9 protein-coding genes are annotated in these 13,597 nt (G+C 65.4%); 5 read left to right on the top strand and 4 right to left on the bottom strand.

Features of this window, described 5'->3' with window-relative positions; translation table 11 throughout:
• The first annotated feature begins 1 nt into the window (after position 1).
• Complete coding sequence (recN, locus tag ACFQX9_RS12920; protein ID WP_377788791.1) at positions 2-1,675, top strand: DNA repair protein RecN; 1,674 nt, start codon at positions 2-4, stop codon at positions 1,673-1,675.
• A 162-nt stretch (positions 1,676-1,837) separates the two neighbouring features.
• Positions 1,838-3,991, top strand: coding sequence for an NAD-dependent DNA ligase LigA (gene ligA, locus ACFQX9_RS12915; RefSeq protein WP_377788789.1), 2,154 nt, complete (start codon positions 1,838-1,840; stop codon positions 3,989-3,991).
• A gap of 174 nt (positions 3,992-4,165) precedes the next feature.
• Here ligA and ACFQX9_RS12910 read toward each other — a convergent pair whose 3' ends face one another.
• Both ACFQX9_RS12910 and ACFQX9_RS12905 read right to left on the bottom strand, forming a co-directional pair.
• On the bottom strand, positions 4,166-5,440 hold the full coding sequence (locus tag ACFQX9_RS12910; RefSeq protein ID WP_377788787.1) for a multidrug effflux MFS transporter: 1,275 nt from the start codon (positions 5,438-5,440) through the stop codon (positions 4,166-4,168).
• Between the two features lie 382 nt (positions 5,441-5,822).
• The gene (locus tag ACFQX9_RS12905) at positions 5,823-7,652 is read right to left on the bottom strand and encodes an aminopeptidase P family protein (RefSeq protein WP_377788785.1); all 1,830 of its coding nucleotides are present in this window, start codon (positions 7,650-7,652) and stop codon (positions 5,823-5,825) included.
• 188 nt (positions 7,653-7,840) lie between these two features.
• On the opposite strand from ACFQX9_RS12905, the gene ACFQX9_RS12900 reads away from it, so the two are divergent.
• Positions 7,841-8,020: a hypothetical protein gene (locus ACFQX9_RS12900; protein ID WP_018454252.1), complete on the top strand. Its 180-nt coding sequence runs from the start codon at positions 7,841-7,843 to the stop codon at positions 8,018-8,020.
• 24 nt (positions 8,021-8,044) lie between these two features.
• On the opposite strand, the gene ACFQX9_RS12895 is transcribed toward ACFQX9_RS12900, so the two are convergent.
• Positions 8,045-8,932 (bottom strand): 50S ribosomal protein L11 methyltransferase, encoded by an 888-nt coding sequence (locus ACFQX9_RS12895; protein WP_377788783.1) that lies wholly within the window; start codon positions 8,930-8,932, stop codon positions 8,045-8,047.
• Positions 8,933-9,094: 162 nt separating this feature from the next.
• Here ACFQX9_RS12895 and ACFQX9_RS12890 point away from each other — a divergent pair, with 162 nt between their 5' ends.
• On the top strand, positions 9,095-9,250 hold the full coding sequence (locus ACFQX9_RS12890; protein ID WP_085395715.1) for a Flp family type IVb pilin: 156 nt from the start codon (positions 9,095-9,097) through the stop codon (positions 9,248-9,250).
• 276 nt (positions 9,251-9,526) lie between these two features.
• Here ACFQX9_RS12890 and ACFQX9_RS12885 read toward each other — a convergent pair whose 3' ends face one another.
• Positions 9,527-11,164: a phytoene desaturase family protein gene (locus tag ACFQX9_RS12885; protein WP_377788781.1), complete on the bottom strand. Its 1,638-nt coding sequence runs from the start codon at positions 11,162-11,164 to the stop codon at positions 9,527-9,529.
• A 146-nt stretch (positions 11,165-11,310) separates the two neighbouring features.
• Here ACFQX9_RS12885 and ACFQX9_RS12880 point away from each other — a divergent pair, with 146 nt between their 5' ends.
• Positions 11,311-13,590, top strand: coding sequence for a spermidine synthase (locus ACFQX9_RS12880; protein ID WP_085349075.1), 2,280 nt, complete (start codon positions 11,311-11,313; stop codon positions 13,588-13,590).
• Positions 13,591-13,597: the final 7 nt, after the last annotated feature.

Below are 13,597 nucleotides of genomic sequence, written 5' to 3'. Positions count from 1 at the left end.
CATGCTGGCGCGTCTGTCGATCCGTGACATCGTCCTGATCGAACGGCTCGATATCGAATTCGCACCGGGCCTCGCGGTTTTGACCGGCGAGACCGGTGCGGGCAAATCCATCCTGCTCGATGCCTTTGCGTTGGCGCTCGGCGGCCGCGGCGATGCCGGCCTCGTGCGGCATGGGGCGGAGCAGGGGCAGGTCACTGCCGTATTCGATATCCCAAAAAACCATCCCGCGGCCAAAATCCTCGCGGAGAACGGGCTGGACGATACCGGCGAGATGATTCTCCGCCGGGTCCAGCTCGCCGACGGCCGCACCCGCGCCTTCATCAACGACCAGGCGATCAGCGTGCAGACGCTGAAGGCGGTCGGGGCCGCTCTGGTCGAGATCCATGGCCAGCACGACGAGCGCGCGCTGGTCGATGCCGCCACCCACCGCCGCCTGCTCGACGCCTTCGCCGGTCTCGAAAAGGACGTCTCGGCGGTCGAGGCGCTCTGGGACGCCCGCCGCACCGCCAACACCGCGCTGGAGGAGCATCGCGCCGGCATGGAGCGCGCCGCGCGCGAAGCCGATTACCTCCGCCACGCCTCCGACGAATTGAAGCAGCTCGCGCCCAAGGACGGCGAGGAGACCTCGCTGGCCTCCCGTCGGACCACGATGATGCAGGGCGAGAAGATCGCCTCCGACCTGCGCGAGGCGCAGGAGGCGGTCGGCGGCCACCATTCGCCGGTCGCCTCGCTGTCGGCGGCCGTGCGGCGGCTGGAGCGTCGCGGCGTCAACTCGCCGGCGCTGGTCGAACCCGCGGTGAGGGCGATCGACATCGCCATCAACGCGCTGGAGGAAGCCGACCAGCATCTTCAGGCGGCGCTTGCGGCGACCGATTTCGATCCCTCGGAGCTCGAACGGATAGAGGAGCGCCTGTTCGCGTTGCGCGCCGCCTCGCGCAAATATTCGACGCCGGTCGACGGGCTCGCCGCGCTCGCCGCAAAATACGCCGCCGATGTCGTTCTGATCGATGCCGGCGCCTCACGGCTGAAGAAGCTGGAGCAGGCCGCGATCGAGGCCGATGCGCGCTATGCGGCGGCTGCGAAGAAGCTGTCGATGGCGCGGCAGAAATCGGCGGAGAAGCTCAACAAGGCCGTCAATGCCGAGCTCGCGCCGCTCAAGCTCGAGCGCGCAAAGTTCATGACCCAGGTCGAGACCGACGAGGCAGCTCCGGGCCCGCAAGGGTTCGACCGCGTCGAGTTCTGGGTGCAGACCAACCCGGGCGCCAAGCCGGGGCCGCTGATGAAGGTCGCCTCCGGCGGCGAGCTGTCGCGTTTCCTGCTGGCACTGAAGGTCGTGCTGTCCGACCGCGGTTCGGCGCCGACCTTGGTCTTCGACGAGATCGACACCGGCGTCGGCGGCGCGGTCGCGGACGCCATCGGCAGACGGCTGGCGCGGCTCGCCGGCAAGGTCCAGGTGATGGCCGTCACCCACGCCCCGCAGGTCGCCGCTCGTGCCGACCAGCATTTGCTGATCTCAAAGGACGCACTGGACAAGGGCAAGCGCGTTGCGACCCGCGTCAATGCGCTTGCCGCCGACCACCGCCGCGAGGAGATCGCGCGGATGCTCGCCGGCGCCGAGATCACCGCCGAGGCGAGGGCTGCCGCGGACCGGCTGCTCAAGGCGGCGACGGCTTGATTTCGTGTCCCGGACGCGCGCAAGCGCGAGCCGGGACCCAGAATGTCGCCCCGATGGGCCCCGGCTCTGCAGCGCACCGCCAAAGAAGCGCTGCGCTGCGTCCGGGGCGCGAGACCTCAACACGCCTTTACCCTCCCGCCCGCTCCATCGTATCCAAGCACCATGGCCAGAGCAGCAAAATCGAAACCAACACCGCTTCGCGACGTCGCCGACCTCACCAAGGCGCAGGCCAAGGTCGAGCACATGCGGCTCGCGCTCGAGATCGAGGGGCATAACGAACGCTACTACCAGGACGACGCGCCCACCGTCACCGACGCCGAGTATGACGCGCTACGCCAGCGCTTCAACGCGATCGAGAAGCGCTTTCCGGAATTCGTCAGCGCGGACTCTCCGTCGCAGAAAGTCGGTGCTGCACCATCAGGCCGCTTCAAGAAGGTGCGGCATGCCGTCCCCATGCTGTCGCTCGACAACGCCTTTGCGGAAGAGGATCTGCGCGACTTCGTCGGCCGCATCGTGCGCTTCCTGAAGCTCGACGACGACAAGATCGATTTCTCGGCCGAGCCGAAGATCGACGGCCTCTCGATGTCGCTGCGCTACGAGGGCGGTGAACTCGTCACCGCGGCGACTCGCGGCGACGGCGCGGTCGGCGAGGACGTCACCGCCAACATCCGCACGCTCGAGGACGTGCCGAAGAGGCTGAAGGGCCGCAACGTCCCCGATATCTGCGAGGTGCGCGGCGAGGTCTACATGACCAAGAAGGCCTTCCTCGCGCTCAACGAGCGGCAGAAGGCGGAAGGCAGCACCATCTTCGCCAATCCGCGCAATTCGGCCGCGGGCTCGCTCCGGCAGAAGGATCCGACCATCACCGCCTCGCGCCCCCTCGGCTTCTTCGCCTATGCCTGGGGCGAGATGAGCGCGATGCCGGAGGGCACGCAGAGCGGCATGATCGGCTGGTTCGAGCGCTGCGGATTCAAGACCAACCCGCTGACCAGGCTCTGTCACTCCGTCGAGGAGCTGCTGGCGTTTCATCATGCGATCGAGGAGCAGCGCGCAAAGCTCGACTACGACATCGACGGCGTCGTCTACAAGGTCGATCGCATCGACTGGCAGGAGCGGCTCGGCTTCGTCTCGCGCACGCCGCGCTGGGGCATTGCCCACAAATTCCCGGCCGAACGCGCCACGACGGTGTTGCGCGACATCGAGATCCAGGTCGGCCGCACCGGCTCGTTCACGCCGGTCGGCAAGCTCGAACCGGTCGGCGTCGGCGGCGTGATCGTGCAGAACGTCACGCTGCACAACGAGGACTACATCAAGGGTATCGGCAATAAGGGCGAAGTGCTGCGCGAGGGCCGCGACATCAGGATCGGCGACACCGTCGTGATCCAGCGCGCCGGCGACGTCATCCCGCAGGTGGTCGACGTCGTCCTCGACAAGCGGCCGAAGGCTGCCAGGGAATTCCAGTTTCCGAAGAAGTGCCCGTGCCCGTTGCACACCGACGTCACGCGCGAGGAGACGGCGGCGGGCGAAGAGGGCTCACGCGCTCGCTGCACCGGCGAGTTCGCCTGCCCCTACCAGAAGATCGAGCATCTGAAGCTGTTCGTGTCGCGGCGCGCCTTCGACATCGACGGTCTTGGCGAGAAGCAGCTCCAGTATTTCTTCGACGAGGGCTTTGTGAAGGAGCCAGCGGACATCTTCACGCTGGAAAAGCGCAATTCGAAACTCAAGCTCGAGGACATCGAGGGTTACGGGGCAACCTCGGTGCGCAATCTGTTCAGCGCGATCGAGAGCCGTCGGAAGATTGCACTGGAGCGCTTTATCTTCGCGCTCGGCATGCGCCATATCGGCGAGACCACGGCGCTGGCGCTGGCCCGCGGCTACGGCTCCTGGGACGCCTTCCACGATGCCAGCCTCAAGGTCGCCAAGGGCGACGAGGAGGCGATGGCCGAGATGGACGCGCTCGACCAGATCGGCGAGACCGTGATCAAGAGCATCGCCGATTATTTCGGCGAGAGCCACAATCGCGGCATCGTCGAGCGGCTTACCAGGGAGGTCGAGATCATCGACGCGGAGAAGCCGAAGAGTAACTCCGCCGTCGCCGGCAAGACCGTGGTGTTCACGGGCTCGCTGGAGAAGATGACGCGCGACGAGGCCAAGGCCACCGCTGAGCGGCTAGGCGCAAAAGTGTCCGGGTCGGTGTCCAAGAAAACCGATCTCGTCGTCGCAGGCCCCGGCGCAGGTTCGAAGCTCGCGGAGGCCAACAAGCGTGGCGTCAAGGTGCTGACCGAGGACGAGTGGCTGGCGCTGATCGGGGAGTGACTCTTCCCTTCTCCCCTTGTGGGAGAAGGGGGCGCGCAGCGCCGGATGAGGGGTTCTATCCTCGAATTCAAACTTTGAGAGGGGACCCGTGCGGAGAGAGACCCCTCATCCGGCGCGCTACGCGCGCCACCTTCTCCCACAAGGGGAGAAGGAAGAAGGCCTCACCGCGCCCGATCACATCATCCCGCTCTCTTCCTCTTCCGCCTGCTCGATCAGCGTCTCGCTCACCATGACCTCGCGGCGGGGGACGACGAAGGTCATCGTGCAGGCGCAGAGCAGGGAGATCGCCAGTACCGCGGCGGTGAGCGGCAGCGTGGTCGCGGAATGGCCGCCGAGATAGGCGCCGAATTGCGACATCAGCGCGCCGATGCCCTGCTGGAGAAAGCCCATCGCACCTGACGCGGTGCCGGCGGCCTCGGGACGGATGCTGATCGCGCCGGCGGCCGAGTTTGCCATCACGAAGGCATTGCCGACCATCACGATCATCTGCGTGCCGAACAGCCAGGCGGGCGCCTCGTTCCAGCCGGTGAAGCTCCAGAGCAGGTTCAACAGGCTGCCGCAAAGCTGAAGCGCGAGGCCGAACCAGATCAACTTCTCCAGCGAGTGCCTGGGCGCGAAGCGCACGCAGAGCAGATTGCCGACGAGATACGCAAAGCCCGTCGTCGCGAACCACGCGCCGTATTCGGCGCTGGTCCTGCCCATCTGCGTTACCACGATATAGGGGCCGCCGCCCGCGAAGGTGAAGATGATCTGCGAGGCCAGCACCTGGCACATCACGTAGCCGACGAAGGCGCGGTTGCGGATCAGGATGCCGACATCGCCGCGAAAGCCGCTGCCGGCGACGCGGTCTCGGCGGGTCTCGGGCAGCGCGAATGCGATTCCGACGGCGACAATGATCGCGGCGACGGTGATGGCGTAGAAGATCGCGCGCCAGCCGAACGCGGTTTCGATCAGGCCGCCGGTGAGCGGAGAGACCATCTGCCCGATCATCAGCGCCGCGACCACGAGGCTGATCATCGAGGCGACGCGGTCGCGCTCGTAGATGTCGCGGATGATGGCGCGGCTCACCACCATGCCCGCGGCGCCGCCCAACGCCTGGAAAAAGCGCGCGGCGATCAGCTGCGGCAGGGTTTCCGCGAAGATGCAGGCGGCGCTGGCGACCACCATCAGCGCCAGTCCTCCGAGCAGCACCGGTCGCCGCCCGAAACGGTCCGACAGCGGGCCCATGATGAGTTGCGACAGCGCGATGCCGACCATATACAGCGACACCGTCATCTGCGCGACCGAGATGTCGCTGCCAAAGGTCGTCGCCAGCACCGGCAGCGCCGGAACCAGCATGTAAAGCGAGATCGGCGCGATGCCGGTCATGACGACGAGCAGCAGCAACACCACGCGCGAGGTCGCGAGGTTCTTCGCCGTGTCCGGCGGCTTGCTGATCATGCCGTGCATGCGTGTCCGTCTCGTAGAAATTCGAATCGGACTGTAGCGCGCTCGCGCAAGACGCATATCGGCGTTTCGGAATGCGGCTATACGGATTCCGGGACGGTTATGATGAGGGCGCCATAGCGCCGATTGGGCGCGTTGCTCGCGTCAAAAAGTCGGTGTCATCGCCGGCTTGACCGGGCGATCCAGTACGCCGCGGCTTCTTCGCATGCGTTTCCTGTCTCTGGAATACTGGATTCCCCGCCTGCCGCCTTCGCTAAAGCTTCGGCGCCCCTAGACCTCACCCCGGCGAAGCCTTGGCGTAGCCGGGTCGCGGGGCATGACAGCTGTGGTGGAGAAGCAGCCTTGCGCAAAGCGCGTGGAGCCATGCGGCTTTGCGACGACGCGCTTACGCCTTCAACTCCGCCGTGGCCTGGTCCAGCCAGGCCTTGGTCGTCTCGTCCAGCGCCGGCCGCACCTCGGCCCTGACGCGCGCGTGGTAGGCGTTGAGCCAGTCGAGCTCGTCCTTGCTGAGCATGCCGACATCGATCAGCCGGCGGTCGATCGGCGCCAGGGTCAGCGTCTCGAACGCGTTCATCGATTTTTCCGCGCCCTTGATATCGGCTTCGACCACCAGTTCGAGGTTCTCGATGCGGATGCCGAAACAGTCTGTCTTGTAGTAGCCGGGCTCGTTGGACAGGATCATGCCGCGCTTCAGCGGCGTAGTGCCGAGCTTCGAGATTCGCGCCGGCCCCTCATGCACGCTCAGATAGCTGCCGACGCCGTGGCCGGTGCCATGCTCGAAATCGACGCCGGCGGCCCAGAGATATTGCCGTGCGAGTGTGTCGAGCTGCGCGCCGGTGGCGCCGTCGGGAAAGATCGCCCGCGCAATCGCGATGTGGCCGCGCAGCACACGCGTGAAGCGGTCGCGCATCTCGTCGGTCGGCTCGCCCACGGCCATGGTGCGGGTGACGTCGGTGGTGCCGTCTTCGTATTGTGCACCTGAATCGATCAGCAGCAGATCGCCGGGGACGATCCGCCGGTTGCTCTTGCGGGTGACGCGGTAGTGCACGATCGCGCCATTCGGGCCGGTGCCCGATATGGTCGGGAACGACACATCTTTGAGCGCGCCGGTGTCGCGGCGGAATGTCTCCAGCGCCTCGACCGCGTCGATCTCGGTGAGCTTGCCGCTTGCCGCCTCGCGGTCGATGAAGGCGAGGAAGCGTGCCAGCGCCACGGCGTCGCGCCGGTGCGCCGATTGCGTGCCCTTGATCTCGGTCGTGTTCTTGACCGCCTTGAGCAGCGCGATCGGATCGCTGCCGCGCACCGGCTTGCCGCCGGCGCCCGTGATCAGCCGGCTGAGGGCGTCGGCCGCGGTCGCATTGTCGAGCGCGATCGATCCACCGCTCTTGGCGAGCGCCATCAGCGTCGGCGCCATCGCATCGGGCTCGCGCACGTCGGCGGACTGCTCGAGATGGTCGCGGGTCAGATTTGAGAGCTTGCGGTGATCGATGAAGATGGTGGGACGGCCGTCCTTCGGCACCAGCGCATAGGACAGCGGCAGCGGCGTATGCGCGACGTCGGCGCCGCGGATGTTGAAGGTCCAGGCCACGGCATGGCTGTCGGACAGCACCAACGCATCGACGCCGAGCTTGCCGATCTCGCTCCTGATCTGCGTCAGCTTCTCGGCTTCAGTCACGCCGGCATGTTGCATTCCGTGCACCGTGACCGGCGCAATCGGCGGCTGTGGCCGGTCTTGCCAGATCGCATCGACCGGATTGCTGTCGACGGCGACCAGTTCGGCACCGGCCTTGGTGCAGGCGGCGGCCAAACGCTCGGCTGCTGCAAAAGTGTGCAGCCACGGATCAAATCCTAGGCGGTCGCCGGCCTTCAGGTGTGCCGACATCCAGCTTTCCGGCGGGGGATCGATCAGAGATTCCACGGCCCAGGCCCTTGAATCGACCTGCTTGGCCGCCTGGATCGTGTAGCGGCCGTCGACGAAGACCGCGGCCTCGTGCGTCAGCACCACCGCCAGTCCCGCCGAGCCCGTAAAACCGGTCAGCCAGGCGAGACGTTCTTCGGACGGCGGCACGTACTCATTCTGCTGCTGATCGGCGCGTGGAATCACGAAACCGGTCAGCTTGCGGCGGGCGAGTTCTTCACGGAGCGCGGCCAGCCGGGCTGTCAACGCGACGCCGGCCTCGGGCTCCTCGAATGTCTGGAAATGCGCTTCGAACATGGTGGATCACTTTAGGATCATGCGGATCAGTCCGCAATGTAGACGCATTTGAGGTCGCATCTGGCATGGACTGTGCTTGAACAAGTTCCATTCGAATTGAGTGGAGTACAGGATGCGGCAGTTGCGCTTCGTCCAGATGACAGGGAAATTCGAGCAAGTTGTTCATCTCAACGACGAGGGGACACTCGATGCCTGCGTTCACGTTTGAAAAGATTACGCCGCCGGTGCGCCGCGCCCCGGCTGCGGCAACACCGAAGAAACCGCGCGGCCTGATCAGCCAGATGATCGACCGTTTCGCCGAACGCCGCGCGAGGCGCGCCTCGCAGGCCGAGCGCGCGATGCGCCGGGACGAAGAGACGGCAAAGTAGCGGCATCTACGGCAGCGGCCGTACTCACCCCATCTTCCGCAGCAACAGGCTGCTCCATCCCTGGATTCGCATGTGCTTCAGAGGCACGAGGCCGCGCGCGCGGTAGGCGGCGATCACGGCGGGGACCTGGGGCGTCAACAGGCCGGAGAGGATGACGCGCCCGCCAGGGGCGAGGTGGCGCGTCATCGGGCCCGCCAATTGCCGTAACGGATTGGCAAGGATGTTGGCCAGCACCAGGTCGAACGGGCCGCATCTGCCGAAATCAGCTGCAGCGAAGCCGGTGGCGCGGATCACGCGCACATGGTGACCCACCTCGTTCAACAAGGCGTTCTCGGCTGCCACCTTGACCGAGGCCGGGTCGATGTCGGAGGCTAGCACCGCGCGATGCAGCGCCTTTGCCGCCGCAATTCCCAGTACGCCGGTTCCGGTGCCGAGGTCGAGCACGCGGCCGGGCCGGGTGCGTTTCAGGACATGGTCAAGCAGGAGTAAACAGCCGCGTGTGGTGCCGTGATGGCCAGTGCCGAAGGCGAGAGCCGCCTCGATCTCGATGGCGAGCTTGTTTGGCGCCACGCGGTCGCGGTCATGGTTGCCGTGGACGACGAAGCGCCCGGCCGGCACCGGGACGAGATCTTCCAGGCTCGACTTGACCCAGTCCCTGGCTTCGACGGTGTCGAAGGCCAGCGTGTCCGCGATCTCATTTCCTGCTGATGTTGCAACGAGTTCGCGCAGCCACGCCCGGTCCGGTGCGTGCGCGAAATGCAGCGCGACGTCCCACTGTCCGTTCGGCTGCTCGAAGGCGGCGACCGCCGCATCGTCTTCGAAGAAAACCTCGGTGAGGACGTCGACGATGCGCTTGGCAGCGATCTCGCTGCCGATCGAAAAACTGGCGCGATGGGTGGGGGCAGGCTGCATCTCAGGGTTCCGTCCGGTTCAATTTTTGGAACTTTTGTTCCCGATTTTTCTAATAACTTGCATTTATGAGGTTAACCCGACCGCAGGTTGTGCCACGTAGAATTGCGGGTGTTGGGCAACCCACACAGCTTGAAATGGAAAAGGAGGCGAGACTTGAAGCGCATGATTTTGAAATTCTGGACCGACGATTCAGGTGCAACCGCAATCGAGTACGGCCTGATCGCAGCCGGCATCGCGCTGGCGATCATCACCGTCGTGAACGGACTGGGCACCACCATGAACGACAAGTTCACTTCGATTAGCAGCTCCTTAAAGTAATTTCCGCCTCCCATTTCCCGGCGGGGCAATTCTCCATACGACTGCTTTCGAGCCGCGCCCGCCGGGGGAATTGCCCCCTGGCGGGCGAAGTCGTTTTGGGGAGAGGTTTTCACAGAATGCCCACAGGCTACCCGCTGGTTTGTCCGGACTTTGTCCACGGATTATCCCGCCGCTCATTCTCGGATTTTCCACCGATTTGTAGCAGGCTTTGAAGGGGCATAACCCACCGCCCTTTCACAGCTTTGCCAACAGTCTGTCCACAGCCCATCCACAGGCTTATCCACGGCTTCCGAACAACGACCGGTGATCCCTCAGGATTGCCTGGGCGGCGTTGTGGCCAGGCGCGCCGGTGACGCCGCCGCCGGGGTGGGCGCCGGAGCCGCAATGATAGAGGCCTCTCAGGGGCCCGCGATAATCGGCGTGACCCAGCATCGGCCGGGCCGAGAACAGCTGGTTCAGCGTCAGCGCGCCGTGGAAAATGTCGCCCCCCAACAGGCCGAACTGCCGTTCAAGGTCGAGCGGTGACAGGATCTGGCGGCCGAGCACGCTGGTCGCAAAACCCGGCGCGTATTTGTCCACCGTCGCGATCATGAGGTCGGCGACCTCGTCGCGATGGTCGTCCCACGACTTTCCATCGGGAAGCTCCGGCGCGACGTGCTGGCAGAACAGGCTCGCGACATGGTGTCCAGCGGGCGCGAGCGTGTCGTCGAGCGTCGAGGGAATCAGCATTTCCACGACGGGCTCCCGGCTCCAGCCGTGGGCCCGGGCGTCGAGAAAAGCGCGGTCCATGTAGCCGAGATCAGGGGCCAGGATGATGCCGGAGGTGAGATGATCGCCGTCGCCCGGCAGTGCCGTGAAGGAGGGCAGGCGGTCCAGCGCCACGTTCATGCGGAAGGTGCCGGAGCCGTTCTTCCAGTGTCGGATGCGGTCGAGGAAGTTTTGGGGAAGCGCATCGGCGGCGATCAGCCGCGTATAGAGCAGCTTCGGATTGACGTTGGCTGCGACATATTTCGCGCGGATGGCCGTGCCGTTCTCCAGCGCCACGCCGACGGCGCGGTCGCGCTCGACGATGACCTCGCGCACGCCCGCATCGGTGTCGATCACAACGCCGCGGTCGCGTGCGGCGCGCGCCATGGCTTGCGTGATCGCGCCCATGCCGCCGATGGCGTGACCCCAGACGCCCTTCTTGCCGTTTACCTCGCCGAAGGCGTGATGCAGCATCACATAGGCCGATCCCGCGGCGTAAGGGCTGGCATAATTGCCGACGATGGCATCGAAGCCGAACAGCGCCTTGACCAGATCATGCTCGAAACGTTCGTCCAGCATCTCGCCGGCCGAGCGGGTGAAGAGATCGAGCAGGCTGCGGCTCTGCTCCAGCGACAGCCCACGCAGGATGTTGGCGCTCTGGAATGCGTTCACGGCTTCGCGGATCGAAGCCGTGCCGAAACCATCGAGCAGGTTTGGCGGCGCGCGCAGCACGAATTGCCGGAGCACGTCGGCGATATCTTCCAGCTCGCGCGAAAACCCGTCGAGCGCGTTTGCGTCATGCGCGCTCAGCCGCGCGACGGACGCCTGTGTCCGCCCCTCGCCGGTGAGCAGATAGCTGCCGTCGGGGGCGGGCAGAAAATTCTGCGCGCGCCGTTCGACGATGCGCAGGCCCTGTTCGGCCAGCTTCAAGTCGCGGATCACCTGCGGATTAAGCAGGCTCACGGTGTAGGCCGCGACCGAATTGCGGAAGCCGGGATGAAATTCCTCCGTGACCGCGGCCCCGCCGACCACCTTGCGGCGCTCGACCACGCGCACGCGCAAGCCGGCCATCGCGAGATAGGCCGCGCAGGTGAGGCCGTTATGGCCAGCGCCGATGATGATGACGTCGGTTTCGATCATGAAGGCGTCAAGCTGTTCCACGCTCATTCCCGGATGGTCTGAACGACCGGGCTCGGAACATCTGTATATCAAGCATTCCCCGCTGCAACATCACGAGACCCTTTATTGCCCGTTCAGGCGCCTTGTGCTCCATTGCGCGCGCCCGGCGCCCGCCGGGATATGCTGGAGCTTCCATGGATTCGATCGTGCAACCCGCCGCCACGGAGCAGCCGTCATCGTCACGCAACCGGCTGCTGCTGACGGTCTACACCGCCGCGATCTTCGTCAGCGCGCTGTTGCTGTTCTCGGTGCAGCCGCTGTTCACGAAGATGGTCCTGCCGCGGCTCGGCGGCTCGCCGGCGGTGTGGTCGGTGGCGATGGTGTTCTTCCAGTCGCTGCTGCTGGCGGGCTACGCCTATGCGCATTTGTTGATGCAGGTGAGGAACCGCATCGTTCCGGTGGTGGTGCATCTCCTGCTGCTGATTACAGCGTTCGTCACGTTGCCGCTCGGCATCGCCTCGGCCTATGGCGATCCGCCCGCTTCGGGCTACGCGGTCTGGCTGCTCGGTCTGTTCGTGATCTCGATCGGGCTGCCGTTCTTCGCGCTTGCCGCCAACAATCCGTTGCTGCAGGCCTGGTTCGTCCGCACCGGGCATCCTGCCGGACACGATCCCTATTTCCTCTATGCGTCCTCCAACATCGGCAGCTTCCTAGCCCTGCTGTCCTATCCGTTCCTGCTGGAGCCGATGTTCACGCTGCACACGCAGAACCGGCTCTGGACCGGCGGTTACGGCATCCTGATCGTCCTAATCGCCGCCTGCGGCGTGCTGCTGTTGCGCTCGCCGAAACTGGCCATGGTCGATGCGCGAACCGAGGATTTGAATGCGCCGGCTCCCGGTTTGATGACTCGGCTGCGCTGGATATTCCTCGCCGGAGTGCCGTCCGGCCTGCTCATCGCCGTCACCGCGCACATCTCGACCGACGTTGCGGCAGCGCCGCTGCTGTGGGTGCTGCCGCTGTCGCTGTATCTCCTGACCTGGGTGGTGGTGTTCCAGTCGCGGCCGCTACTGCCGCACAAATGGATGCTGATGCTCCAGCCGGTCGCGATCGCGGGCGTCGTCTTCCTGCTGGCGTTCGGCGGCGAACAGAACCTGCTGCTGACGCTCGGCGGTCATCAATTGTGCTTCTTCGTCATCGCGATGGCTTGCCACGGCGAATTGGCGCGAACCCGGCCGGCCGCCAAATATCTCACCGGATTCTATGTCGCGCTATCGTTCGGCGGCATGGTCGGCGGCCTGTTCGCAGGGCTCCTTGCGCCGTTCACATTCTCCTGGATCGCCGAATATCCGATCCTGGTTGCGCTTGCCGCGCTGTGCCGGCCGCCCGCGAACGAGCGGCTGGCGGGCATCGTCAAATGGTACTGGCTGGCGCTTGCCGCGCTCGCCGTCGTGCTCGTTGTGCCGTCCACCACGACGGGCGGGCTATCGACCTGGTTCGAGGATCACCGGGTCTGGATAGCCGGCGGCGTCGGCGTGCTCGCCGCGCTGCTGGCGCTGGCGGTCAACGCCGGCCGCTGGAAGATATTCGCCACCGTCGCGCTCGCGCTGGCGTTGATCCGGGTTTATCCGGCGGACGAAGGCCGCGTCACCACGGTGCGCAGCTTCTTCGGTGTGCACAAGATCGTGGTGACGCCCGGCGGCTATTTCCACGTGCTGATGCACGGCACCACGATTCACGGCGCCGAGCGCTTCCTCAACAATGACGGCACGCCGGTCACCGGCCGGCCGGAGCCGATCACCTACTATCACAAGGACGGCGGCATCGGTCAGGCCGTGACCGCGATGCGCGAGCGCAAGGGCGCGCCGCTGAACGTCGCGGCGATCGGCGTCGGATCGGGCACGCTCGCCTGCGCCGCCGAGCCCGGCGAGAGCTGGACATTCTTCGAGATCGATCAGTCCATGGTCGACGCGGCAAGCGATCCGAAGAATTTCCGCTACATCTCGAGCTGCATGCCGGGCCTGAAGCCGGTGATCGGCGATGCCCGCCTCACCTTCGCGAAGGAGCCGGACGGTGCCTATGATCTCATCATCGTCGATGCCTATTCGTCGGATGCGATCCCGATCCATCTTGCGACCGAAGAGGCGATGAAGATCTACAAGGACAAGCTCGCTCCGCACGGCGCCGTGGTGATGCACGTCTCCAACCGCCACCTCGATCTCGAGACGGTCGTGGTCGGTATCGCCGATGCCAACGATCTCAAGAGCTGGGTCTACAACGAGGATTCCGGGCGCGATGGTGACTACATCTTCTCGACCGACGTCGTCATCTCCGCCCGCGAGGATGCCGACGTCGGCAGGCTCGCATCGTCGAAAACATGGGAGCAGACCGAAGCCGACGACCGGGTGCGGGTCTGGACCGACGATTACTCCAACATTTTGGGCGCGCTGTACCGGCGCTTGCGGGACGGGGAGTAGGGCCCGC

Origin of the sequence: Bradyrhizobium sp. GCM10028915 (assembly GCF_042666195.1) — a bacterium.
In the GTDB taxonomy this organism is placed as follows: Bacteria; Pseudomonadota; Alphaproteobacteria; order Rhizobiales; family Xanthobacteraceae; genus Bradyrhizobium; species Bradyrhizobium canariense_D.
Note: the sequence above shows the minus strand (reverse complement) of the source record. Positions and strands in the feature narration are given on the sequence as shown.

Coding starts and splice junctions, on each gene's coding strand:
- recN (WP_377788791.1), top strand. CDS start 2: ATGCTGGCGCGTCTGTCGATCCGTGACATCGTCCTGATCGAACGGCTC.
- ligA (WP_377788789.1), top strand. CDS start 1,838: ATGGCCAGAGCAGCAAAATCGAAACCAACACCGCTTCGCGACGTCGCC.
- ACFQX9_RS12910 (WP_377788787.1), bottom strand. CDS start 5,440: ATGCACGGCATGATCAGCAAGCCGCCGGACACGGCGAAGAACCTCGCG.
- ACFQX9_RS12905 (WP_377788785.1), bottom strand. CDS start 7,652: ATGTTCGAAGCGCATTTCCAGACATTCGAGGAGCCCGAGGCCGGCGTC.
- ACFQX9_RS12900 (WP_018454252.1), top strand. CDS start 7,841: ATGCCTGCGTTCACGTTTGAAAAGATTACGCCGCCGGTGCGCCGCGCC.
- ACFQX9_RS12895 (WP_377788783.1), bottom strand. CDS start 8,932: ATGCAGCCTGCCCCCACCCATCGCGCCAGTTTTTCGATCGGCAGCGAG.
- ACFQX9_RS12890 (WP_085395715.1), top strand. CDS start 9,095: ATGATTTTGAAATTCTGGACCGACGATTCAGGTGCAACCGCAATCGAG.
- ACFQX9_RS12885 (WP_377788781.1), bottom strand. CDS start 11,164: ATGAGCGTGGAACAGCTTGACGCCTTCATGATCGAAACCGACGTCATC.
- ACFQX9_RS12880 (WP_085349075.1), top strand. CDS start 11,311: ATGGATTCGATCGTGCAACCCGCCGCCACGGAGCAGCCGTCATCGTCA.